Origin of the sequence: Devosia rhodophyticola (genome assembly GCF_028816475.1) — a bacterium.
GTDB classification, from domain to species: domain Bacteria; phylum Pseudomonadota; class Alphaproteobacteria; order Rhizobiales; family Devosiaceae; genus Devosia; species Devosia rhodophyticola.
Genome location: NZ_CP118247.1, coordinates 2,256,271 through 2,279,779, shown reverse-complemented (window position 1 = coordinate 2,279,779; position 23,509 = coordinate 2,256,271). Strand labels below are relative to the sequence as shown.

Here is a 23,509-nt window from a genome sequence, read left to right as displayed (position 1 = left end):
TGCCGCTTAAGATTTAACTCAGTTTATTCAGATTTACGCTTACGTCAACTAATTGCCTGTTGCGGAAGTTGTTGAAATTGATTTGATTGCGAACAGTTTTGAGGATTTCGGCAACCATTTGACGCTAACGTAAGGCCATGGAATAGTTTAGAGGCTCAATTCTCGTGAGCCAAAAATGGGTAAATGCCCTGGAGGACTGCGATGGGAACGAAAAGCACCGCCGTAAAGGCCTTGCGGCCATGGATCGCCAGCTATCCAGAAGGCATCGCCTGGAACGCAAAGATCGATACCCGACCAGTTCACGAGCAGGTTCTCGCAGCCTGCGCTAAAAATCCCGCCGCACTGGCACTGGATTTCCTCGGCGGCACCACCAGTTTCGGCGATCTGGCCAAAAAAATTACCGCTTTCGCCGGTGCACTGCAGCAGCAGTTCGGGATCAAGAAGGGTAGCCGAGTTGCCCTGATGCTACCCAATACGCCATTTTACCCCATTGCCTATTACGGGGTGCTGCGCGCAGGCGGCATAGTGGTCAATTGTAATCCGCTCTATACCGTCCAGGAATTGTCGCACATAACCAGCCATGCTGGCGCCGATGTCTTGGTCACGCTCGATCTGGCCCAGATTTATGAAAAAGCCGAGGCGCTGGTCAGGGCCGGTCACGTGCAATCGCTGATCGTTTGCCATTTTCCCGACGCTTTACCGCTGGTCAAAAAAGTCCTCTATACGGTTGCCAAACGCAAGGATCTGGCCTCGATTTCCAAATCGAGCGTAGCGGGAAAAGTGGTCAAGTTCTCGGACATGCTGGCGCGCGGTGCTCCGCCCAGCCCAGTGGTCATTGATCCTCAAAACGATATCGCTGTGCAGCAATATACCGGCGGCACCACGGGTCTGCCCAAGGGCGCACTTCTCACTCACGCCAATATTGCGGCCAATATGAGCCAGATCGACCATTGGGGATGTGGTGTTTTTGCGCCCCCATCCAAGGTCGTGGCAGTGCTGCCCTTCTTCCACATCTTTGCCATGACTGTTTGCATGAACGTGCCGTTGAGCAATGGCACGCCGGTCATCATGCTGCCGCGTTTCGAACTCAAATCGCTGCTTAACCTCCTGACCCGCACCCGCGCCAATGTCATGCCTGCTGTGCCTACCTTGCTGGCGGCGCTGGCCCGCGACAAATCAACCACAACCGAGCAGCTTGCGGGTCTCGAAGTAGTGATCTCGGGCGGGGCGGCCTTACCCAATGAGATCCGCGCCAATTTCGGCAGGCTTTCCAAGGCCACGCTGGCCGAAGGGTATGGACTGACCGAGGCCTCACCAGTGGTCTGCTGCGCAGCGCTACGTGTGTCCAGCAAACCAATGTCCATTGGCCTGCCCATTCCAGCAACGGACATCCGCTTTGTCGATGTCGACACTCAAAAACCCGTCGGGATTGGCGAAGATGGAGAACTGCAGGTCAAAGGCCCCCAAGTCATGAAAGGCTATTTTGAGGACGAGGATGGAGACAGCGGCGCCTTTATGGATGGATGGTTGCGGACCGGCGATGTCGGCCACATGGACGAGGATGGCTATGTGTTTCTCGTTGACCGGATCAAGGACCTGATTATTTGCTCGGGCTTCAATGTCTATCCACGCACCATCGAAGAAGCCCTGATGACTCATCCTGCTGTCGATGAAACCAACGTCATTGGCGTGCCCGACGATTACCGTGGCGAAGCCCCCGTCGCCTATATCAAACTCAAAGAGGGTCAATCTGCCACCCCTGCCCAGCTCAAGCAGTTTCTGCAGGAAAAGCTCAACAAGATCGAAATGCCAAAGGAGTTCATCTTTAGGGAAGCCCTGCCCAAAACCCTCGTGGGCAAGCTGTCAAAGAAAGAACTGCGCGAAGATTATGCGCGAATGAAAGCTGAAAAATCATGAACCGATCTGAAAACGATAATCGTGATCTGTTCGCGATCGCTGATCTCGCAAAGGAATTTGGCATTTCGACCCGCGCAATTCGGTTTTATGAGTCAAAAGGGCTCTTGTCGCCGGAACGCTTAGGCGCCACACGCGTATTCCGCCGCCGCGACCGCGCCCGATTGATCCTGATCCTGCGCGGCAAGCGGTTGGGGTTTTCGCTGCGCGACATCTCAGATTATTTGAGTCTTTACGACGCCAATCGCGATCAACAGGTCAATCTGCTGGTGGATATGGTTGATGAACGTCTGGGCTCACTTGAGCGACAAATGGTTGATCTGCAAACCACTATCGAAGAGCTCAGGCAAATCCGCAAACTTGCCTCAGAACGGATCGCCAAGGCGAGTTGAGACCTATTTGCGCCTATCCCGACCGTGATGGTGCGCTGTGAGCGGATCGGGTTTTTTCGGCTTCTTCCAACCTTTTGGCGGCTGGACAACCGGCTGGTTGGTTCCCAGCCCCATGGCACCGGGCGGCGGCTGACCAACCACCGTTACCGAGCTACCATCCTCGCCCTTGGCCTCCAGTTCCGGGCGCTCGCCCCGCAATTGCGCAATCTCGTCGCGCAATTGCGCCGCCAACTCAAAATCCATCGCCTCAGCCGCAGCGCTCATCTGCTGTTCCAAGGCAGCAATTTTGCGATGGATCGAGGCCGTCGACATCTGCTCACATCACCTTGGATACGCTCAAAAGGCCAGGACGTAACGCGTTGGCCTTCGAAATAGCGGCTTCCCCGCCCAGCACGACGACGTGCCCCTGCTCGGCAATCGCCTCAAGCGCTTCGGCCATGGCCACAAAATCGGCTCGGCTGGCGTTAAGCACCTCCTCGCGGCGTTGCTGGCGGAGTGCATCCGTCGTACCGGTCAATTCACGCCACATCGATGAATACCCCTTGGCGTCGGGGAATTCATATCCATCCATATCCCCAACAACACCAATGATCGAGCGGGTGAGATCTGCATCGCTGACCGGCGCTCGCAGCGCCTTAGCCGAGCCATCATAGGCATCGAGCGTCTTGATCAGGTTTGGATCACGGTAGCTCAGGAACGAAAAATTACCCGAGATCATGTCAAACCGACTCGAGCCGCCATAGGCGCCGCCCTGCACGCGGACCTTGTCCCAGAGCCAAGTCGTATTGAGAAATTTCAACACAACACTGGACGCAGCACTCAAGTCAAATCCGAGAGCCTTAAGGTTGGCGCCCTTGCCGACATAATTGACCTGCGCCGGAATGATCAGCCCTTCTGATGACCGCTCTCGCGTGTTTGTCCATTGCTGAAGCTCTCCGTCCGTTCGTGGAATGGTCGCGATAAACGCCCCCATGCCAGCGCGCGCATCCAACCATATGCCAGCATCGGCGGTAACATTGGCCACCATATGAGCGCGGTTAAACAGGCTGGTTCGAATGCGCTCCAGCGCCGCCTCAACCGAGGCCCAATCGCTATCGATCCGCTGGATCAGATCGCGTACAAAATCGAGGTAGCTGACCCCGCCGGTCAATTCGGCGACAAAGCTGGCTTCAGCCAGGCTGGATTTCAGTCGCGTATCAACAATCGAATTGCCTGCAGGCACAATCCGGGCTTCATATCCGGCCTTTTCTTCAAGCGCCATTTGCTTGAACCGCTCGCGATTGTCCAAACGCGCTGTCAGGATCATGTCCTGCATTATATCCAGCATTTCTGGAATTTTTGCCGGCACCGCCTTGCCAGAGAGGAAAAACCAGGCGGCACTATCCTGCCCGTGCTGGCGCGAGGAAAGCCCTCGATGCTGGCCGACCCCGCCCGTCGAGCGACCAATTCGCTGGGTCAGCGAAACAAAATCTTCCTTGGCCGTACCCATCTGCAACAGGGCCCGGCCAAACAGCGGCAGATAGGGAAGCAGGTCTTGATCCAGTGCATGCAGGTCAAACCCCAAATCCAGATAGAAAACCCCCAGCGTCGGCAGATCATGGTAAAAAAGCCTCGCACCCGCCAGCGTGTCGCGCTCGATCGGCACGGTGCGTATTTCGCGCGGCAAATCGGCCCGTGTAAGTGTCGGAATTCGCGCGACCAGATCCGGATCATCGACGGCATCCTGAAGGTCCTTGAGCCTTTGGGAACCGGCAATGACCGCTTCAATATCGGCTGGCCCCATCTTGTCCTGAACGGCCTTGAGCCGATCAGCTTCCGCTTGGGCTTCGCGCGCATCCTGCTGCTCATCGGCTGACAGAATGACCGTTGTGCGGTGGGGATTTTCAAGGAACCGCGTTTTGATCAGCTGTTCAAAATACCCCTTTTCCGCCTTGGCCTTTATCGTCCCGAGCGCGTCTTCAAACGCCAGCGGCGCCAGCGGGTCATCATCATGCAGCCAGGTGCTCAATGTCGCAAACATCATCGCAATGCCGCGCGGAAACGATCCGGTGTTATTTTCACGCAGCGAGAATTCGAACGTGTTGATCGCCGCCTCGATGGTCTGCTTGTCGACCCCGTTTTCGCTCAACTTCTTGAGCGTTTTCAGGATTAGTTCTTCGACCTTGCCTGCGTCGGCGGGATCAATACCCTTGAGCCCGAAACTGGCCATCGGCTGGCGCAGGCCGCCTGAGATGCCGCCACCGATAAGGCTCTCGCCCAATCCTGAATCAGTCAAGGCCTTGCGGAACGGCGCAGCCGAATTGCCCATCAGTATATAGGACAACAAGCCGTTCGAGAGTGCCTCCATCCGGTCTGCCGGGGGCTCGATCATCCAGTTGACACTTATCATGCCATCGCGCGGCTTGGCCTCATCCTTGCTCCCAGAATAGGTCGCAATTACCTGACGTGGCGAGTTGAACCGTGGCTGCAACTGCACTTCGGCATCGACCTGCGCACGCTCGAACTGAGAGAAGTAGGCGTCAAGAATGTCGAGCCGTTCATTGGCGTCATCGTCGCCCGAAAAGAAGGCACGCGCGTTGGACGGATGATAGTATTTTTCATGAAAGGATTTGAATTGCTGATAGCTCAGATCAGGAATGGCCTTGGGATCACCGCCCGAGGATTTGCCATAGGTCACATCGGGATACAGTGAGCGCTGAGAAATATCGCGCATCACTGCGTCGGGCGAAGAAAACACCCCCTTCATTTCATTGAATACCACGCCTTTGTAAATCAGCGGTGCGTCCGGTGCCTCGGCCTCATAATGCCAACCTTCCTGCCGAAAAGTGTCCTCTGAAATCAGCGGAAAAAATACCGCATCCAGATAGACATCGACCAGATTATAAAAATCCTGCAAGTTTTGGCTGGCGACGGGATAGGCGGTTTTGTCCGGAAAAGTCATCGCGTTCAAAAACGTGTTGAGCGAGCCCTTGATCAGCTCAACAAACGGCTTCTTGATCGGATATTTGCGACTGCCACACAGCACCGAATGCTCCAGAATATGAGCAATTCCAGTTGAGTCCTCAGGTGGCGTCTTGAAAGTGATGCCAAAAACCTTGTTCTCGTCATCATTGACCAGCGATAAAACCTCAGCCCCGGTCTTCTTGTGCCGAAAAAGTAGGGCCTGCGAATTGACCTCGGTTATTTGTTCGTCGCGCAATAGTTCAAATGCTGGATGATTGGACATGAAAGGCTCATATTATTTGAATTGTCACTTGAGGTAGGCACGGACGCGGCATTTTGCCAGTGCCGCCCCCGCTAAGTCGGGATAGGCAACCCATCAATGGGCGCTATCGGCAGTTTCGAAATAGTCCGGAAAATCGGCAATTGTTTGAGAGAGCAACACCTCGGCCCGCGCCAGATGTTTGCGAATCTCTTTTTCCGCCGACACCACATCGCCCGCCGCGACCGCCGCAGTGATCGCCTTGTGTTCGGCAATGGCATATTCGGACGAGGCCCGCCCCAGCGTCAAATAACGCACGCGATCCAGCTGAATCTTGTGATCCGCCACCAGTTGCCAAGCATATTCGACGCCCGCTAGAAGCGCCAACTGATGATGAAATTCTTCATCGAGGCCATGAAAACCTCGAATATCTCCGGCATCAGATTTTGCCTGCTGGGCGGCGATAACCCCGGTCAGTAGTGCAACAGTATCGGCATGAGGATTCCCCGCGACGCGGCGCACGATTTCGACTTCGATCGACTCCCGAATGAAGCGCGATTGGCGCACCCCATCTGCAGAAATCTTCTTGATCACTGTCGCCCGCTTGGGGCGGATCATCAAAAGACCCTGTTGGGAAAGCCGGATAAAGGCCTCGCGCACGGGCTGACGCGAAACACCATGTCGGCCCGCAATGTCGCTCTCGGAAATGATGTCACCGGGCTTGAGCGCCATCGTGACAATGTCGTCCCGCAACAAAGCAACGATGCGACTAGCCATGGTTTCAGGGAGCTCATCCAGCACCTGCCGAACCTTCCATTCAAGATGAGTTCGAGGATTAGCCCAGATCGCCCCGCAGGTCGACAGCCTCAATCATTGACCGAAGCCAGCATACCCGCATAAACGCCTGGCGTTGAATGGGGAATGATCATTGCATCGAGCCGCTTCTGGTAAAACGCCACCGGTCCTGGATCGCCAATGATTGCGTAGCCATAACCTGCCTCGCGCATCGCGCGCAGCGTCGAAATCAACAACACTTCACCGATCCCCTGCCCGCGCTGATCCTCGGCAACCCCTGTTGGTCCGAAAAAGCCCTTGGCCGTCGTGTCATAGCAGGCAAATCCCAAAATCTGGCCGCCCCGAACAGCGACGAGGCAGGTAACAGGCATTTGCGCCAATCCGTGGGTCGCTTCCGAAGCCCAGATTTCGCTGAAATGCTCGCGTATCCAGGCCAGCACGACGTGCCCTTCAGGCGGCAGGGCCCGGCGGATCACTACGCCCGCCACCCGCACTTTCTCCTCAGCTTCAAATTCAGGCAGATCGTAAAGCCGCACCAATAAATCGCTCATCTTGCTCTCCCAACACTCGACAGATACCACGCAGGCCGGTGCGCGCAATAGATTGGCCCAGCCAGCTGTGGGTTGAGGCTTTTTGGTGGTCCTCAAGCCCGGTAGCAAATGCTAGGGTCAAATTAACAAAGCCGTGCATTGAGTCTCCCCTGCGGGACCTGATCGCCGCAGACGGAGAACCAATGAAAGTCGACATCGACATGGGCGCAACCAAAGGCGCCGCGTCTGCCATGCTCGATCTCGAAGAGTTGCTGGCCACGCGCCTGTTGGTGCAGGGCAATTCTGGTTCTGGCAAATCACACTTGCTGCGGCGCCTGCTCGAGCAAAGCGCGCCCTGGGTGCAACAGGTTATAATTGATCCCGAAGGTGATTTCGTAACGCTGGCCGAAAAATTCGGCCACGTGGTGGTCGACGCTGCCCGCACCGAGACAGAACTGACCCGCATTGCCGGACGCATCCGCCAACATCGCGTTTCGGTTGTCCTTAGTCTTGAAGGACTCGATGTCGAGCAACAGATGCGGGCAGCGGCAGCCTTTCTGGGCGGCATGTTCGATGCCGACCGAGACTTTTGGTATCCAGTGCTTGTGGTTGTGGACGAAGCCCAGATGTTCGCCCCCGCTGTCGGCGGCGAAGTCAGCGACGAAGCGCGCAAACTGTCGCTGGGCGCCATGACCAACTTGATGTGTCGTGGCCGCAAACGCGGTCTGGCCGGTGTCATTGCCACTCAACGACTGGCCAAGTTGGCCAAGAATGTTGCCGCTGAGGCCTCCAATTTTCTCATGGGTCGAACCTTCCTTGATATCGATATGGCTCGCGCCGCCGATCTATTGGGCATGGAGCGGCGGCAGGCCGAGCAGTTCCGGGATCTGGCGCGTGGCTGTTTCATTGCGCTTGGCCCGGCGCTTTCGCGCCGCCCCCTGCCGATCACCATCGGCACGGTGGAAACTTTGGCACGCTCCACCAGCCCCAAACTGACCCCGCTCCCCGACGCGCCGCTCGACGCTCAGGACCTGATTTTTACCCCCGGTCCCGAAGAAGCCCGGCCGGTCGTGCGCCGGCCCGCGCCGCCGCCACCAACGCCAACCGCCGACATTCTGGCCCAACTCAGCAAGCCACGTATTGAAGTGGAAGCGCCGCCCCAAACCTTGTTTCCCGATATCGATGAGGCGGAGCGCGATGCCCTGATTAATGGGGTCATGGTCGAACTGCTCAGTGACCCTGACGCCAGCTTCCGCACCGTGGCGGTGCTCTATCAGGATTTTCTGGTTCGTTGCCGTATTCGGCGCGTCCCCGGTGAATCGCTCGCCCTGCCTGCCTTCAAGCGCCGTCTCGCCGTCGCCCGCGTTGGTCTGGATCAGGACACGGCGGCCAGCGAAACCTGGCAGCAGGCACTGACACTGTCAGAATCTCTGACGGACGATATTCAAGGGGTATTTCTGGTTCTGGCGCAGGCCGCGGTTACCAACGCCCCCTGCCCGTCCGACCTTACCTTGGCGCGCATCTATGGCAGCCATTCTTCGAGCCGCGCCCGTCGTTTGCTGACCTATTTCGAAGAACGCGGCTTGCTCGTCGTTCGGCTTGATTTCCGCAACAATCGCGTCGTCGCCCTGCCTGATTTAAACTGCGAAACAGCACCGGGTGACCCCAATGGCCCCGACGATCTGGCCGAAGACCGCCCCGCCGCCGAATAGCCACCAGGGTCGGACAAAACGAAACCCGCAATAATTAGTGCTTGAACAGGGCTTTATAGCCAAAGACCCGCTCAACGCCGGGCTTGAGCATCAAGGCATAGGGTCGGTGCATGATATCGTTGCTGCCACCGATCTTGGCAGCGGTGCCGTGCCAGGGCTCGATGCAAAGGAACGGCGCGCCGCGCTTGGTCCAAAGCGCCAGATTGGGCAAACCTGTCCAGGAGAACTCGATGCATTGGCCACCGGCCACCCCGTAAACCAGACTTTCCCCCGCCCCTTCCGAAAAGATCATCGCGTCTTCGGCAAACAATCCCGGCTCTAGCCTGAGCCGTCCCGCCCGAAAAGGCGACGGTTGGCGCTGGGTCGTCAGCAAGCCATTGCGCAAGCGTTGCAGCGCAGGGGCAGCATCGCCCGAAAGCCGGATTTCATGCACTTTCCCCTCTGCACCCGGCAGGGGCCAGACAAAGGCAGGATGATAGCCAAACTGAAACGGCATGCCGTTCGCGCCCAGATTAGTGACCGTGCCGGTCACCGCAACGCCAGCGCCAATCAACCGATATTCAATTTGCAGTCGGAACTGAAACGGATAGCTGGCCAGCGTTTCATCGCACGCTTCAAGTTTGAAAATGCAGTGATCAGCGTCAGCCTCAACCAGCTCAAATGACCGGCGCCGGGCAAAGCCATGCGAGGCCATGGCGTAATCCTTGCCGCCGATCCCGATCATGTCATTGGGCGTCTTGCCCACAATGGGAAACAGTACCGGTGCGCGACCCGTCCAGTATTTCTCGTCACCATGCCAAAGCCACGAACGGCCATCAGCGCCAGTGATCGACTGCATCTCCGCGCCCATGGCAGCGATTTCAATGCTGATCTGGCCATTATCCAGCTGAACTGATTGTTCCATGCCCTGTCCCCTTGTCCGCCGCTATTGAACACAAACCGACCCGATTAAACAGGCCCCTCTTGTTCTTCATCGGCTTTTTGGCCATGACAGAGCCATGTCGCCCACCCTTCCCGATCTTCCCATAAAGGCAGCCCTGCCCGAACTCCTCGCCGCGTTGGCACGGAGCCCCAGGGCGGTGTTGGTCGCGCCGCCCGGCGCTGGCAAAACCACCTTGGTGCCTCTGGCCTTGCTGGATGAAGCATGGCGACGAGATGGCAAAATCATCGTGCTGGAGCCGCGTCGGCTGGCAGCCCGGGCGGCCGCCCAGCGCATGGCGCAGTCGTTTGGAGAACCCGTGGGTCAGACGGTTGGCTATCGCGTCCGGCTCGACGCCAAAATCTCTACGCAAACGCGCATTGAAGTGGTCACCGAGGGTATCTTCACCCGAATGATATTGGACGACCCCGAACTGATCGGCGTTTCTGCTGTGCTGTTTGACGAATTTCATGAACGAAGCCTGGATGCCGATCTTGGCCTTGCATTGGCGCTGGATGCCACGGCCTTGCGACCTGACCTGCGTCTTTTGATCATGTCCGCAACCATTGATGGTTCTCGAATCGCAGCATTGCTGGGCGATGCCCCGACTATCGAAAGTCAGGGACGCGCTTTTGCGGTTTCGACCATTCACGTCGACCGCGATCCCCTTACCCGGCTCGAAGACCAACTGGCATCAACCATTCGCACCGCCATGCGGGATCACACCGGCTCGGCCCTGGTTTTTTTGCCCGGCCAGGCAGAAATCAGCCGAACCGCCGAACGACTGCAAGCCGCCTTGCCGTCCGACATCGACGTTGCACCACTTTACGGCCAACTCACAACCGCCGATCAAGATCGCGCTATCTCGCCTGCCCCGGCAGGTCGCCGCAAGATCGTTTTGGCCACCTCCATTGCCGAAACATCGCTGACCATTGAAGACATCACCATTGTCATCGACAGCGGTTTGCGCCGTGTGCCAGCTTATGAGCCAGCCACTGGGCTGACGACGCTGGAAACCCGCAAAGTCTCGCGCGCCGGTGCCGATCAACGCCGTGGTCGCGCCGGACGGACAGCCCCCGGCGTCTGTTATCGCCTTTGGGCGGAGGGACAAACGGCGGCGCTTGATCCCTATGATCTGCCCGAAATACTGGGAGCGGACCTTTCGGGGTTGGCGCTTGATCTGGCCAACTGGGGCGTTGCCGACCCCGTCCAATTGACCTTTCTTGATCCGCCACCAAAACCAGCGTGGAACGAGGCCGTCGTCCTGCTCAAAAGCCTTGATGCACTTGATGAAAATGGCCGCATAACACCGATTGGAAAGGCTTTGGCTCGCCTGCCCCTGCACCCGCGCATGGCCCATATGGTTCAAAGTGCAGCGGCTGAAGGCTCCACCATGCTCGCTGCGGAACTGGCAGTTCTGTTGACAGAACGAGGGTTGGGCGGCGATGGCACCGACCTGGTGCATCGCCATCACCGTTTCCGAAATGACCGCTCTAAACGTGCTGATCAGGCGCGACGTCTCGCGCGTCGTTGGGCAGAAATGGCCGATGGGAATAGTGTACCGGCTAGCGTTGCTGTCGCAACCGAAATTGGTCGACACTTGGCGTGTGCCTATCCAGACCGGTTAGCGCAAAAAGCTGGGGCGCCGGGCCGCTTCCGCCTTGCCAACGGTCGCGCCGCCAGTCTTGAGCCAACGGACGGGTTGGCTGCATCGTCCTTTCTGGTAGTGACCGATATTACCGGCGCGGCGGCGACAGGTCGCATCCGCGCCGCTGCAAAAATCGAACGCGTCACCATCGATGAATTATTTGCGCCGGCCATTGTCAGGCAAACCATCCTTGGCTTTGACACAGCCTCACAAAGTGTTCGCGCCCGACGCGTCGAGCGCCTTGGCGCCCTCAAGCTTTCTGACGAACCCGTCGCGATCGAACAGGCAGAAGAAGCCGCCAATCTGCTCGCCGCCCACTGTACCATTGCCAATCTGGGTTGGACCAAAGAGCAAAAGGCACTTCGCGCCCGTGCCACTTTTTTGAACGCAACCTTGGGCGACCAGTGGCCAGACCTGTCCGATCAACAGTTGAGCAAGGATCGGGACTGGATGAAGGTTCACCTTTTTGGCCTCAGCCAATGCGCCCAGATCAGCGCTAGCGAACTGGGTAACGCCCTTGACGTCTTGCTGCCGTGGAGCCAGCGTCAGGAAATGGACCGGTTGCTGCCCAGCCATTTCGATGCCCCCTCCGGATCGCGTTTGCCTATTGATTATGCTACAGAAAACGGTCCGGCAATCGAAGTGCGGGTTCAGGAACTTTTCGGGCTGAACCAGCACCCCACCATTGCTGGTGGGCGCCTGCCGTTACTAGTAATATTGCTGTCACCGGCCCATCGGCCTATCCAGACCACCCGCGATTTGCCTGGCTTCTGGCGAGGCTCATGGAAAGATGTCGCCAAGGACCTGAAAGGCCGTTATCCGCGCCATTTGTGGCCCGACGATCCAGTCAACACACCAGCCACCAGCCGCGCCAAACCGCGCGGCACATAAAAAATCGCGCCATTGGCGCGATTTCTCAGTTCTTATTGCAGCCTATTCTTTTGCCGTAAAATTCAGCGCCACCCCGTTGACACAATAACGCAGACCCGTCGGCGGCGGCCCGTCTGGAAAAACATGTCCCAAATGGCTACCGCAATTGGCGCAGTGGGTTTCTGTGCGCACCATGCCATGACTGCGGTCAACCGTATCTTCGGTCGAGCCGGGCAAGGGATCATTAAAACTTGGCCACCCGGTCCCGCTTTCAAACTTGAGTTTGGCTTCAAACAGCGGTTGGTCGCAACCGGCACAGGTGAAAACACCCTGTCGGTGTTCCTGCAATAGCGCACAGCTTCCAGGCCGCTCGGTGCCATGCCCCCGCATGACCGCATATTGCTCCGGCGTCAGCCGTTCGCGCCATTCAGCATCCGTCCGCGTCACCGGAAATTTCTGGGCATCCATGGGGCTCTCCATTCTTGAGATCTGGACCAATGATATAGGGTCATCGTCCGACTACCAACACCCCGTCACCGCCTAGCTCAAGTTCTTGTGACCTGAACCGGGGCAAAAACGCATGTCGGAGCGGCAAATGTTGGGCAAAAACTAAGCGTTGGACGCAACCGGTGTTTTGAGCTCTGGTATGGGAAAAACCAGATCGTAGGCCCAGTTGAAGCAAAAGGCATAGACCATGTAGAAAAGCGCAAATGAGATATCCATCAACAAGGCATCCATGAACGAAATACCCAGATACCAGGCGATGAACGGCATCAACAGTACCAAGAGCCCGAGCTCGAAAAGCACCACATGGACAAGCCGGATCAGCGGTGTTTTTTGCACCCGTCCGCGCAACCGCGCCATGGCGTGATCAAACGCCAGATTGAACGCATAATTCCAGAACGTGGCAAGCGTTGCCCCGACGAGGCTGATCACACCAATTTCGTGCAAAGGCTTGTCAAATACCCACGCACCCAACGGGGTGACTAACAATAATCCAAGGATTTCAAAGCTGATGGCGTGACGAATACGATCCCAGGTGGTGCGCATATGGCTCCCCTATGTTCTCGGGTCGTCCCGAACAGATCCCAAAATGGGGGAGGCCGTCCTCTCACGTGCCAACATAGGCATGTGTTCATCGCTCACCAAGAGCTGAAATCCACGAACGCCGCAAAAATGGTGGGAGTAACAAGGATTGAACTTGTGACCCTTCGCGTGTGAAGCGAATGCTCTCCCGCTGAGCTATACTCCCAAACACAACTTGAGTGGCGGGCAATCCCGGACTATGAACCGGACCAATGCCGCAACGGCTGCGCGAAGCCCCTGTCAGGCAGGGAAAGAGATGGTGGGCGTAACAAGGATCGAACTTGTGACCCCTACGATGTCAACGTAGTGCTCTCCCGCTGAGCTATACGCCCATCTCTCCGGGCTGGCGCAGCGCTAGGCCTCACCAGTGGCGCGGATAGACCATAAAACCACACAATGGGTCAAGAGGCCATTCCGCGAATTTATTATTATGCGGCCAGCAGCCGCTCCACTTCGTTGACCAGATCCTTGAGATGGAACGGTTTGGACAGCACCGATGCATCCTTGGGCGCGTCGCTGTCTGGATTAAGCGCCACGGCAGCAAAGCCGGTAATGAACATGACCTTGAGATCAGGATCCAGTTCCGTCGCGCGCCGCGCCAGTTCGATCCCGTCCATTTCCGGCATCACGATATCGCTGAGCAACAGGGCGAACGGTTCCTCGCGCAGCCGCTCATAGGCCGAAAGCCCATTGTCGAACGACACCACGTCATAGCCCGCGTTCTTGAGTGCGCGCGTCAGAAACTGGCGCATATCGTTGTCGTCTTCTGCAAGCAGAATGCGTTTCATCAATTTCCTCCGGCAAATCGGCATTGAGTCGGCCTGGATGAGGGATGTTTAGTCCAACTGGCCAAATCCGCAACCACGCGTTGCACTTGAGACACGCATTTTCCCGTTATTGTGGACATCGCGGGCGAACAAGGGCAAACTTGGCACTGAAAAGCATGAATGTCGCGCGTCGCGATTGTAACTCCGGGGAGGCAAGGTGCGGTCCGACTATTGGGATAAGCCCGCATTTGAAACCATACGACCGCGCCGTCTGGTGGCGCCCGTCGTATTCAATTCAGGCCATTCCGGACGCGTCTACCCTGAGCGGTTCCTGGCCATGACACGGCTGGATCATCTCTCGATCAGACAGTCCGAAGATGCCTGGGTCGAAGAATTGTTTGCCCGCGCCCCTCATCTGGGTGCCCCGCTGTTGCAGGCCCATTTTCCTCGCGCTTATCTCGATGTGAACCGCGAACCGTGGGAGCTTGATCCTACAATGTTCAACGAGCCACTTTCGGACCGGTTCAACACCACATCGCCACGGGTCGCCGCCGGACTTGGCACACTGGCCCGGGTTGTGGCGGAAAACAAACCGATCTACCGCGAACGCTTGTGCATCGCTGATGCCCAGATGCGCATCGAGGGCATTTATCACCCCTATCATACGGCGCTGCAAAAGCTGCTAAGCGAAGCCATGGCGGCCTTTGGCGTGGCCATTCTGATTGATTGCCATTCAATGCCGCGACTCACGCGCTCCGGCGACCGCCCTTCACCAGACATCGTCTTGGGTGATCGATATGGCACGACTTGCGCGCCAGGCCTCATTGATCTGGTCGAAACCGTGTTTTCCTCGTCAGGGCTTCGCGTCGCCCGCAACCGCCCCTATGCCGGTGGTTTTGCCACCCGCTCCTACGGCCGCCCCTCTCATGGGGTTCATGCCCTGCAGATCGAAGTCAGCCGTCATCTTTATATGAACGAAACAACCCTGACCAAGAACGACAATTTCAATGCCATCCGGCAACTGGTCGAGCGATTGATCTTTACCCTGATCGGGCTTGATCTCGTGGCCCTTTGCGGTCCTGCCCCAGCGCTGAACGCTGCCGCCGAGTAGCCATCCCCTTAGTGATGCCGGGTACGCCCCTACCTTTAACAAAGGCAGCCTTTCATGAGACCTCAATCGCTGGCCGATCTTGACCCGGATCTTGTCCGCAAAACCCTGCTCGACGCAGCCGACGCTGCGGCATCACACACAATGCCCCGGTTTCGCACAGCCCTCGCCGTCGACAATAAATGGGCCGAAGGCTTTGATCCGGTAACCGAGGCCGACCGACAGGCCGAAACAGTCGTGCGCGAACTGATCGCCGATCGCTTTCCTGATCATGGCATCATCGGAGAAGAGTGGGACGAGAAGGCCACCCAGGGCCGGTTTCAATGGATCATTGATCCAATCGACGGCACCCGCGCTTATATTTCAGGCGTGCCCGTTTGGGGCACGCTCATCGGCCTGATGATTGATGGGCGCGCCGTCGCCGGACTGATGGCACAACCCTTCACCGGCGAAACCTATCTCGCCATGCCCGGCGACGCTCAATATCAACGGCAAGGTCAAACCCAACCGCTGAAGACATCAAAAATTACCGAGTTGGCTCAGGCCAAGCTCACCACCACCACGCCAGACCTGTTTCGAAAAAATGATACCGAAGCGCAATGGAACGCCCTGTGGCCACAGGTCTTGCAAACCCGCTATGGGCTTGATTGCTACGGCTATTGCCTAATGGCTGCTGGTCACATTGATCTCGTGGTTGAGGCTGGCCTCAAGGACGTCGATATCTGCCCCCTGATCCCGCTGATCGAAAACGCCGGCGGCATCGTCACTACTTGGGATGGCGGCCGCGCCGAAAAAGGCGGCAATTGCGTCGCCGCTGCCACCCCCGAATTGCTTGAATCAACGCTCAAGGTCTTGCGCGATGCGAGAACCTAGCCGCTCTGTTCGGTGATGAACGCGTCAAATGCGGCAAAGACCTGGCCGCGGATGAAGTCATTTTCGACGAACATCTCGTGCCTGGCCCCGGCGATGACGGCATGACGCCCGGTGCGCAGCCGCAATCCCAATTGCTCGATAGCAGAACTTGAAACCACCTCGTCGCGCGCCGCCGCCAGCATCAACAGCGGCACCCTGATGCGGCCCGGAAAATTGTCCCGCCCCGCCTCAGCCATGGCCGCCATTGCGGCAGCCACCCAGCGAATGGTCGGTTTGCCCACGCCCAGACCGGGTTCAGCGCGCACCACGTCGACCGAGCGCATATAGCGTGCCTTGTCAGACGTCAGCGGATTGTTGGGGAAAGTCCCTTCCGACATCGGCTTGTCAGCCTGGCGCCCGGCCGGCAGTTGCCCCAGCCCCAAAAAACTCAGCACTTCGGCAACTTTGGCCATACCGCCCATGCTCAGCGGTTGCTTATCGAGCGCCACCATGGGCGCTGACACAAATATCCGTTCAAACATCAACCGATCATGGACGCCCGCAAACAGCGACACCAACCCTCCCATTGAATGGCCGACGAGATAATAGGGCGGCGGGCAATCGGGCAGCAGAATTTCAGCATGAAAGCTTTTGAGGTCACACCAATAATCGGAAAACTGATCGACATAACCCAATCCTCGATTGCCGATCAGCCTGTCCGAACCGCCCTGCCCGCGCCAGTCAAACGTGGCCACGGCAAATCCGCGTGAGCGCAAATCGGCGATGGTCTCAAAATATTTCTCGATGAATTCGGTGCGTCCCTGCACAAGGCAAACCGTGCCCCGGTGAACCGGTCCGGTTCGCGGCCAGAACGCATAGCGCAGCCGCACTTGATCGCTGGTTTTGAAATAACCCAGCCGCACCCCGTCGGGAATGGGATTTGAAGCAACATTGGCCAGTTTGGGCCCATCGGGATCAACAATTATCGTCATGAACAACTCGTGCCTTTGGCGCTTTGCGCGCATTAGACCATGCACATATGAAAGAAAACCAGCATTCCTTGCGGAACGCTGGTTTTCCAGAATGCGGCCCGTGCGGGGGGCGGGTGACGGAGCCGCAGGAAGAGTGCACCTCGCCATTGGGTCCGGTACACATCATCGGTTTCTAGCAGCCCTGTTGTGAACCGTAGCGGAAAGTCCCATTCAGATAGCGTTCATCAAATCGAAGACCCTCACCCTCTTGAACCCACTTTTTCGTCGCCTAAATATTGCTTGTCCGCCGGATGTTCCGGGGATCGCCTGCCGCAGGACAATGCTCGCCTAATATTGGGGGCATGCCATGGCAGCGCGCAAAATCCACGTTGCTCACAGGAGAATGTGAAATGCAGACCCTTGATTTTACGCCTTTTTACCGTTCCACAGTCGGCTTTGACCGGCTGTTTTCGCGGCTCGACAGTGTTTCGGGACAGGAAGCCAAGACTTACCCCCTACAATATTGAGCGCCTCGGTGAAGACGCCTACCGCATCTCGATCGCCGTTGCCGGCTTCTCCAACGGCGATATTGCCATTGAGAGCAAGGAAAACAACCTGACCGTCAAAGGCGCCAAGGCCGCCGACGAAGGTGACAAGTCCCGCGAGTTCCTGCATCGCGGCATTGCCGAACGCGCTTTTGAGCTGCGTTTCCAGCTTGCCGACTATGTTGAAGTAACCGGGGCAAACCTTGAGAACGGGCTATTGCATCTCGAATTGAAGCGCGAATTGCCCGAAGGCAAAAAGCCGCGCCAGATTGCGATCAATGGCGGTGCCAAGAGTATCGACGATCAGTCGGTCAACTAACGACTGATTTGATGTGATCCAGGGGCGCGGTCCGCAAGGTCCGCGCCTTTTGTATACCCATTGATGGAACCGGCCACGCCATTGGATCATTGCCTTAGCAGGTGCCGCATTCGGCTCAGCATCTAGGAAAGTGTTCTAATGAAAACGCCATCAATTGATATAAAATCCAATACCAAATCCGCCATGGTCGATTTGCTTAACACCCGTTTGGCCGACGCCATTGATCTGGCACTTTTGACCAAACAGGCCCATTGGAACCTCAAGGGCCCCCAGTTTATCGCTGTCCACGAACTACTTGACCAGTTCCGCGCCGCAATCGATACCCACGTGGATATCGTAGCAGAACGCGTGGCCCAGTTGGATGGCATTGCTCTGGGTACCACTCAGGATGTGGTCAAGGCGACGAGCCTCAAGCCTTACCCTACCGATATTCGCAAAGTCACTGACCACCTTCAGGCCCTGGCTGAACGTTATGCCGCAACCGCCAAGTCGGTGCGCGAGGCCATCGGCACTGCCGATGAAGCGGGCGACGCCGACACCGCTGACATATTCACGGCCTATTCGCGCGAACTCGACAAGGACCTGTGGTTTATCAAATCGCATCTGGAATAGGCAAAGCAAAATTGAATAGGAAAGGCGCACTTTTCGCGCCTTTTTTGCGTTAAAACGACCTGAACGGCGAAGAAATTCCCTCAATCGGTGAAGGTTTGCCTATTAATTCCTATTTTGAATTGGCATTCCCCTATTCCAGACAGGGAAAAATGCACCATGACGCTTGCCCGGCACGCTAAACTATGCGAGTGTGCCCAAGATAGGACAACACTATTGTCCTTATCAAAGGTGACGCCCCGGTCTCCCCGGCAAGCGGCACACGCCGTTCTGGCTGGACCGCAATCGTAGCGGAAACAGAATGGCGGGGCTAATATCGCCCGAACGAGCGGCCATTTGGATGCAGAGCCGCTCCCCAATGAATGGACGTAATTGCTCTTTCGAGCCGTACCTTGTACGACCCGGGACAATATCACGTCCGTGAAAGGACAATTGTCAGCATCCTGCCTACCGCACGCGGTACAATGGCAAAGGTGTAAACGAACAGGACTTTGGCCCGTAAGGCTCTCAGAGCGAAAGATTGCGGCCCCGTAATTGAGACAAGGAATTGCGCCATGGCACATGAAATGACCGGCTCCCTGCAACCCGTCACCGACAACACTGCCATCGCCAAAACCAGCGGCCGTCCAGCCGATCAGGGACTATACACCGCCGCCAATGAACATGATGCCTGCGGCATCGGCATGATCGCCAATATCAAGAACAGGCCCAGCCACGAAGTGGTTCAGAAGGGCCTTGAAATTCTTGAAAACCTTGAACATCGCGGCGCTGTCGGTGCCGATCCCCTGATGGGCGATGGCGCCGGCATTCTGATCCAGATCCCACACGCGTTTCTGGAAAAGTCAGTAGACTTTGCCCTGCCCGCCAAGCACTACTACGGCGTGGCCATGCTGTTCTATCCCAACGAAGTTGCCATGCGCGACCGCTGCGCCGAGGCAATTCTTGGCTGTTTTGAACGCGAAGGGCTGACCGTCCTGGGTACCCGCATCGTGCCGGTTGACAACTCCACCCTTCCCAAGGGCGTAACTGACACCCAACCCATTATCGAACAACTGTTCCTGGCGCGCCCCGACGGCCTCAGCCTTGACGAGTTCGAGCGCAAGCTTTTGATCGTGCGGAAGGTGATCTCCAACACGGTCTACGCCAGCATCCCTGAATCCAACGACGACAACGGCTTTTACGTTGTGTCGATGTCGGCTCGCACCATAGTTTATAAGGGCATGTTCCTCGCCTTCCAGCTTGGCGCCTTTTATGCTGACCTGCACGACGAAGATTTTCAGAGCGCCATCGCTCTGGTGCATCAGCGCTTTTCAACCAACACTTTCCCCAGTTGGCGTCTGGCCCACCCCTACCGGATGACCACCCACAACGGTGAAATCAATACCATTCGCGGTAACGTCAACTGGATGGCCGCGCGGCAGGCGTCAGTATCCTCAAAACTGTTTGGCGATGACATCTCCAAGCTGTGGCCCATTTCTTACGAAGGCCAGTCCGACACCGCCTGTTTTGACAATGCGCTCGAATTTCTGGTGCGCGGTGGCTACTCGCTGCCCCACGCCGCCATGATGCTGATCCCCGAGGCCTGGGCGGGCAATCCACTCATGGATGAAACCCGCCGCGCCTTTTATGAATATCACGCAGCCCTGATGGAGCCATGGGACGGTCCGGCCGCCATGTCCCTGAGCGATGGCCGTTACGTTGTTGCAACCCTTGATCGCAACGGATTGCGCCCTGCCCGCTATCTGGTGACCAAGGAAGGTCATGTGGTTCTTGCCTCCGAATCTGGCGTTCTGACCATTCCCGACGAAGACATTGTAGAGCGCTGGCGCCTGCAGCCGGGGCGCATGCTGTTGATCGACCTTGAAGAAGGTCGCATCATTTCCGATGACGAGATCAAGCAGGCGCTCGCCACCAAGAACCCTTATGCCGAATGGCTGGCTCGCACCCAGATCGTGCTCGAAGACCTGCCCCAAGCAGAGCCGAAGGCCCCCAAGACTTCCGAAAGCCTGCTCGACCGTATGCAGGCCTTTGGCTACACCCAGGAAGATCTCAAGATCCTGATCGCGCCCATGGCCACCACTGGTCAGGAAGCGGTCGGCTCGATGGGCACAGACACGCCAATTTCTGCCCTCAGTGAAAAGTCAAAGCTGCTCTACACCTATTTCAAGCAGAATTTCGCGCAGGTCACTAATCCCCCGATTGACCCGATCCGCGAAGAATCTGTGATGAGCCTCGTCTCCTTCATTGGCCCGCGGCCCAATCTTTTTGACCTTGAAGGCGTCGCCAAGCAAAAGCGCCTTGAAGTGCGTCAGCCCATCCTGACCAACGAGGATCTCGAAAAGATCCGCGTTATCGGTGACATGGCCGACAACCAGTTCAAGACCAAGACACTCGACATCACCTATGCTGCCAACGAAGGCGCGCCAGGGATGGAGGCGGCCATCAACGCCATTTGCGAACTGGCCGAAACCGCCGTTCGCGGCGAATACAACATCATCATCCTTTCGGACCGTTTGGTCGCCGCTGATCGCATCGCCATTCCAGCACTTCTGGCCACCGCTGCGGTGCACCACCATTTGATCCGCAAAGGTCTGCGCACCTCTTCAGGTCTGGTTGTTGAAACCGGGGAAGCGCGCGAAATGCACCATTTCGCCATGCTGGCGGGCTATGGCGCTGAAGCCATCAACCCCTACTTGGCGTTTGAAACCTTGGCAGCGCTACACGCCGAAGGCGAATATCCGCCCGAGGTGGACGCCCATGAGGTGATCCACCGCTATATCAAGTCGGTGGGCAAGGGCTTGCTCAAGGTCATGTCCAAAATGGGAATTTCGACCTATCAGTCTTATTGCGGCGCTCAAATTTTCGACGCAATTGGCCTGTCGACCCCATTCGTCAAGCGCTATTTCTTTGGCACCGCCACCACTATTGAGGGTGTTGGCCTGCCCGAAATCGCCTCTGAAACCGTCAATCGCCATAAAGGCGCGTTCGGCAATGACGCCGTCCTGCGCAAGGCACTCGATGTCGGTGGCGAATATATGTATCGCATCCGCGGGGAAAAGCATGCATGGTCGCCTGACGTAGTTGCCGATCTCCAGCACGCCGTCCGTTTCCATGACCAAAGCCCCGAAACCGCCCAGACGCGCTACAACAGTTTTGCCGAGCGGGTGAACTCGGGCGAGAACGGTTATCTTGCCATTCGCAACCTGTTCGATGTCAGACCAATGGGGGCGCCCGTCGCCCTTGGGGAAGTCGAACCTGCCGTTGATATCGTCAAGCGTTTCGTGACTGGCGCCATGTCGTTCGGCTCGATCTCACGCGAAGCGCACACAACGCTGGCCATGGCGATGAACCGCATTGGCGGCAAGTCAAACACTGGCGAAGGCGGCGAAGAGCCGGATCGCTACAGGCCCCTGTCCGACGGCTCCTCTAATCCCCTCCGCTCGGCCATCAAGCAGATCGCTTCGGGGCGTTTTGGCGTCACCACCGAATATCTGGTCAACGCCGACGCCCTGCAAATCAAGGTCGCACAGGGCGCCAAGCCCGGAGAAGGCGGGCAATTGCCCGGCCATAAGGTCGACTGGATCGTTGCCAAGACCCGCCACTCGACGCCCGGCGTTGGTCTGATTTCGCCTCCACCGCACCATGACATCTACTCGATCGAAGATTTGGCCCAGCTGATTTACGATCTCAAGAACGTCAATGAGCAGGCCAATGTCTCAGTCAAACTGGTGTCCGAAGTTGGTGTCGGAACGGTTGCCGCCGGGGTCGCCAAAGCGCGCGCCGACCACATCACTGTTTCCGGTTATGACGGCGGCACCGGCGCTTCGCCACTAACTTCGCTCAAGCACGCCGGTGGTCCATGGGAAATTGGCCTCGCCGAAACCCACCAGACCCTGGTACTCAACCGCTTGCGGTCACGTGTCATCCTGCAGGTTGATGGCGGTCTCAAAACCGGCCGCGACGTCTTGATCGGTGCCCTGCTTGGGGCCGACGAATTCGGCTTCTCGACGGCGCCCTTGATTGCGGCGGGCTGCATCATGATGCGCAAGTGCCATCTCAACACCTGCCCCGTTGGCGTTGCCACGCAAGACCCCGTCTTGCGCAAGCGCTTCAAGGGCACGCCAGAGCACGTCATCAACTATTTCTTCTTCATCGCCGACGAACTGCGCGGCCTGATGGCCCAGCTTGGCGCCCGCTCGCTCAATGAACTGGTCGGACGCTCCGATCTGCTCGACCAGCGTCGGTTGGCCGATCATTCAAAGGCCGTGGGCATCGATTTTACCAAGCTGTTCTACAAGCCAGAACCACAAGGCGACGATACGCTCTATCATTCCGAACTCCAGAACCACCATCTGGAATCGGTGCTGGACCGCCAGTTGATCGAACTGGCCCAACCGGCCCTCGCAAACGGCACGCCCGTACAAATCGATCTGCCAATCCGCTCGCGCGACCGCTCGACTGGTGCGATGCTGTCGGGCGAACTGGCTCGCAAATATGGCCACGACGGTTTGCCCGACGATACCATTGCCATCAAGCTGACCGGCACCGCCGGCCAGAGTTTTGGTGCGTTCCTCAGTCAGGGCATTTCCATCGACATGATCGGCGATGCCAATGACTATGTCGGCAAGGGGCTTTCAGGCGGCCGCATTGTGGTGCGCCCCTCTGACAAAGCCGTCATCAAGCCCGAGGAATCGATCATCGTGGGCAATACCGTGCTTTATGGCGCAATTGCCGGCGAGTGCTATTTCCGGGGCGTTGCCGGTGAACGATTTGCGGTGCGCAATTCGGGCGCTATCGCGGTTGTCGAAGGCACCGGCGACCACGGCTGCGAATATATGACTGGCGGTGCCGTGGTCGTCATCGGCAAGACCGGCCGCAATTTTGCTGCTGGCATGTCCGGTGGCGTCGCCTATGTGCTCGATGAGGACGAGACCTTCCGCTCGCGCTGCAATCTGGCCATGGTCGATCTCGAGCCGGTGCCCGAGGAAGAAAACCTCATGCAAAAGATCCACCATCACGGCGGGGATCTCGAATGGCATGGCCGCGTCGATATTTCGGGCGACATGACCAAGCACGACGATGAACGTCTGCACCAGCTCATTTCGAACCATCTGCACTATACCGGTTCGACCCGCGCAAAATACATTCTGGATAACTGGGTTGAGATGCGGCCCAAATTCGTCAAAGTCATGCCCGTCGAATATCGCCGTGCCATCCGCGAAATGGAAAAGAAGCGCGGCGCCGGTCTTGGTGCAGCGGCAGCAGAATAG

General features: G+C 57.4%; 17 protein-coding genes, 2 tRNA genes and 1 pseudogene. 9 read left to right on the top strand and 11 right to left on the bottom strand.

Annotated elements, in window-relative coordinates:
* Positions 1-201: 201 nt before the first annotated feature.
* Both PSQ90_RS11185 and PSQ90_RS11180 read left to right on the top strand, forming a co-directional pair.
* Positions 202-1,917 carry a long-chain-fatty-acid--CoA ligase gene (locus tag PSQ90_RS11185; RefSeq protein WP_282210388.1) on the top strand — a complete coding sequence of 572 codons (1,716 nt, stop codon included), beginning with the start codon at positions 202-204 and terminating at the stop codon, positions 1,915-1,917.
* Positions 1,914-2,306: a MerR family DNA-binding protein gene (locus tag PSQ90_RS11180; RefSeq protein ID WP_282210387.1), complete on the top strand. Its 393-nt coding sequence runs from the start codon at positions 1,914-1,916 to the stop codon at positions 2,304-2,306. Before PSQ90_RS11185 ends, PSQ90_RS11180 begins: the two co-directional genes overlap by 4 nt.
* 3 nt (positions 2,307-2,309) lie before the next feature.
* Here the strand turns inward: PSQ90_RS11180 and PSQ90_RS11175 are convergent, their stop codons facing one another.
* From PSQ90_RS11175 to PSQ90_RS11160, 4 genes are all read right to left on the bottom strand, one after another.
* Positions 2,310-2,618 carry a UvrB/UvrC motif-containing protein gene (locus PSQ90_RS11175; RefSeq protein WP_282210386.1) on the bottom strand — a complete coding sequence of 103 codons (309 nt, stop codon included), beginning with the start codon at positions 2,616-2,618 and terminating at the stop codon, positions 2,310-2,312.
* A 4-nt stretch (positions 2,619-2,622) separates the two neighbouring features.
* Entirely contained in the window at positions 2,623-5,532 is a 2,910-nt protein-coding gene (locus PSQ90_RS11170; protein WP_282210385.1) for an insulinase family protein, read from the bottom strand.
* A 93-nt stretch (positions 5,533-5,625) separates the two neighbouring features.
* Positions 5,626-6,285 carry a GntR family transcriptional regulator gene (locus PSQ90_RS11165; RefSeq protein WP_282210384.1) on the bottom strand — a complete coding sequence of 220 codons (660 nt, stop codon included), beginning with the start codon at positions 6,283-6,285 and terminating at the stop codon, positions 5,626-5,628.
* An 89-nt stretch (positions 6,286-6,374) separates the two neighbouring features.
* The gene (locus PSQ90_RS11160; RefSeq protein ID WP_282210383.1) at positions 6,375-6,854 is read right to left on the bottom strand and encodes a GNAT family N-acetyltransferase; all 480 of its coding nucleotides are present in this window, start codon (positions 6,852-6,854) and stop codon (positions 6,375-6,377) included.
* Positions 6,855-7,036: 182 nt separating this feature from the next.
* On the opposite strand from PSQ90_RS11160, the gene PSQ90_RS11155 reads away from it, so the two are divergent.
* Positions 7,037-8,545 carry an ATP-binding protein gene (locus tag PSQ90_RS11155; RefSeq protein ID WP_282210382.1) on the top strand — a complete coding sequence of 503 codons (1,509 nt, stop codon included), beginning with the start codon at positions 7,037-7,039 and terminating at the stop codon, positions 8,543-8,545.
* A 34-nt stretch (positions 8,546-8,579) separates the two neighbouring features.
* On the opposite strand, the gene PSQ90_RS11150 is transcribed toward PSQ90_RS11155, so the two are convergent.
* Positions 8,580-9,449 (bottom strand): aldose 1-epimerase family protein, encoded by an 870-nt coding sequence (locus tag PSQ90_RS11150; protein WP_282210381.1) that lies wholly within the window; start codon positions 9,447-9,449, stop codon positions 8,580-8,582.
* A gap of 94 nt (positions 9,450-9,543) precedes the next feature.
* On the opposite strand from PSQ90_RS11150, the gene hrpB reads away from it, so the two are divergent.
* Complete coding sequence (gene hrpB, locus PSQ90_RS11145; RefSeq protein WP_282210380.1) at positions 9,544-12,003, top strand: ATP-dependent helicase HrpB; 2,460 nt, start codon at positions 9,544-9,546, stop codon at positions 12,001-12,003.
* Between the two features lie 42 nt (positions 12,004-12,045).
* Here hrpB and msrB read toward each other — a convergent pair whose 3' ends face one another.
* The 5 genes from msrB to cpdR all read right to left on the bottom strand — a co-directional run bounded on the left by msrB (position 12,046) and on the right by cpdR (position 13,856).
* Positions 12,046-12,450 carry a peptide-methionine (R)-S-oxide reductase MsrB gene (gene msrB, locus PSQ90_RS11140; protein WP_282210379.1) on the bottom strand — a complete coding sequence of 135 codons (405 nt, stop codon included), beginning with the start codon at positions 12,448-12,450 and terminating at the stop codon, positions 12,046-12,048.
* 141 nt (positions 12,451-12,591) lie between these two features.
* Positions 12,592-13,032, bottom strand: a complete 441-nt coding sequence (locus tag PSQ90_RS11135) for a PACE efflux transporter (RefSeq protein ID WP_282210378.1) — start codon at positions 13,030-13,032, stop codon at positions 12,592-12,594.
* A gap of 127 nt (positions 13,033-13,159) precedes the next feature.
* Positions 13,160-13,234: transfer RNA gene (locus PSQ90_RS11130), tRNA-Val, on the bottom strand.
* A 91-nt stretch (positions 13,235-13,325) separates the two neighbouring features.
* Positions 13,326-13,400, bottom strand: a tRNA-Val gene (locus tag PSQ90_RS11125).
* A gap of 96 nt (positions 13,401-13,496) precedes the next feature.
* Positions 13,497-13,856: a cell cycle two-component system response regulator CpdR gene (gene cpdR / locus PSQ90_RS11120; protein ID WP_035103227.1), complete on the bottom strand. Its 360-nt coding sequence runs from the start codon at positions 13,854-13,856 to the stop codon at positions 13,497-13,499.
* 196 nt (positions 13,857-14,052) lie between these two features.
* On the opposite strand from cpdR, the gene PSQ90_RS11115 reads away from it, so the two are divergent.
* Both PSQ90_RS11115 and hisN read left to right on the top strand, forming a co-directional pair.
* On the top strand, positions 14,053-14,946 hold the full coding sequence (locus PSQ90_RS11115) for an N-formylglutamate amidohydrolase (protein ID WP_282210377.1): 894 nt from the start codon (positions 14,053-14,055) through the stop codon (positions 14,944-14,946).
* 54 nt (positions 14,947-15,000) lie between these two features.
* The gene (gene hisN / locus PSQ90_RS11110) at positions 15,001-15,816 is read left to right on the top strand and encodes a histidinol-phosphatase (protein WP_282210376.1); all 816 of its coding nucleotides are present in this window, start codon (positions 15,001-15,003) and stop codon (positions 15,814-15,816) included.
* Here the strand turns inward: hisN and PSQ90_RS11105 are convergent.
* Positions 15,813-16,787: an alpha/beta hydrolase gene (locus PSQ90_RS11105; RefSeq protein ID WP_282210375.1), complete on the bottom strand. Its 975-nt coding sequence runs from the start codon at positions 16,785-16,787 to the stop codon at positions 15,813-15,815. The two genes, hisN and PSQ90_RS11105, sit on opposite strands and share 4 nt — an antisense overlap.
* Before the next feature lie 389 nt (positions 16,788-17,176).
* Here PSQ90_RS11105 and PSQ90_RS11100 point away from each other — a divergent pair.
* The 3 genes and pseudogenes from PSQ90_RS11100 to gltB all read left to right on the top strand — a co-directional run bounded on the left by PSQ90_RS11100 (position 17,177) and on the right by gltB (position 23,509).
* Positions 17,177-17,630 (top strand): annotated as a pseudogene (locus PSQ90_RS11100) (Hsp20 family protein).
* Positions 17,631-17,768: 138 nt separating this feature from the next.
* Positions 17,769-18,242 (top strand): DNA starvation/stationary phase protection protein Dps, encoded by a 474-nt coding sequence (gene dps / locus PSQ90_RS11095; RefSeq protein WP_282210374.1) that lies wholly within the window; start codon positions 17,769-17,771, stop codon positions 18,240-18,242.
* A gap of 551 nt (positions 18,243-18,793) precedes the next feature.
* Positions 18,794-23,509 carry a glutamate synthase large subunit gene (gltB, locus tag PSQ90_RS11090; RefSeq protein WP_282210373.1) on the top strand — a complete coding sequence of 1,572 codons (4,716 nt, stop codon included), beginning with the start codon at positions 18,794-18,796 and terminating at the stop codon, positions 23,507-23,509.

What these genes read in the sequence shown, in the direction of transcription:
- PSQ90_RS11185 (WP_282210388.1), top strand. Translation starts at nt 202, where the DNA reads ATGGGAACGAAAAGCACCGCCGTAAAGGCCTTGCGGCCATGGATCGCC.
- PSQ90_RS11180 (WP_282210387.1), top strand. Translation starts at nt 1,914, where the DNA reads ATGAACCGATCTGAAAACGATAATCGTGATCTGTTCGCGATCGCTGAT.
- PSQ90_RS11175 (WP_282210386.1), bottom strand. Translation starts at nt 2,618, where the DNA reads ATGTCGACGGCCTCGATCCATCGCAAAATTGCTGCCTTGGAACAGCAG.
- PSQ90_RS11170 (WP_282210385.1), bottom strand. Translation starts at nt 5,532, where the DNA reads ATGTCCAATCATCCAGCATTTGAACTATTGCGCGACGAACAAATAACC.
- PSQ90_RS11165 (WP_282210384.1), bottom strand. Translation starts at nt 6,285, where the DNA reads ATGGCTAGTCGCATCGTTGCTTTGTTGCGGGACGACATTGTCACGATG.
- PSQ90_RS11160 (WP_282210383.1), bottom strand. Translation starts at nt 6,854, where the DNA reads ATGAGCGATTTATTGGTGCGGCTTTACGATCTGCCTGAATTTGAAGCT.
- PSQ90_RS11155 (WP_282210382.1), top strand. Translation starts at nt 7,037, where the DNA reads ATGAAAGTCGACATCGACATGGGCGCAACCAAAGGCGCCGCGTCTGCC.
- PSQ90_RS11150 (WP_282210381.1), bottom strand. Translation starts at nt 9,449, where the DNA reads ATGGAACAATCAGTTCAGCTGGATAATGGCCAGATCAGCATTGAAATC.
- hrpB (WP_282210380.1), top strand. Translation starts at nt 9,544, where the DNA reads ATGTCGCCCACCCTTCCCGATCTTCCCATAAAGGCAGCCCTGCCCGAA.
- msrB (WP_282210379.1), bottom strand. Translation starts at nt 12,450, where the DNA reads ATGGATGCCCAGAAATTTCCGGTGACGCGGACGGATGCTGAATGGCGC.
- PSQ90_RS11135 (WP_282210378.1), bottom strand. Translation starts at nt 13,032, where the DNA reads ATGCGCACCACCTGGGATCGTATTCGTCACGCCATCAGCTTTGAAATC.
- cpdR (WP_035103227.1), bottom strand. Translation starts at nt 13,856, where the DNA reads ATGAAACGCATTCTGCTTGCAGAAGACGACAACGATATGCGCCAGTTT.
- hisN (WP_282210376.1), top strand. Translation starts at nt 15,001, where the DNA reads ATGAGACCTCAATCGCTGGCCGATCTTGACCCGGATCTTGTCCGCAAA.
- PSQ90_RS11105 (WP_282210375.1), bottom strand. Translation starts at nt 16,787, where the DNA reads ATGACGATAATTGTTGATCCCGATGGGCCCAAACTGGCCAATGTTGCT.
- dps (WP_282210374.1), top strand. Translation starts at nt 17,769, where the DNA reads ATGAAAACGCCATCAATTGATATAAAATCCAATACCAAATCCGCCATG.
- gltB (WP_282210373.1), top strand. Translation starts at nt 18,794, where the DNA reads ATGGCACATGAAATGACCGGCTCCCTGCAACCCGTCACCGACAACACT.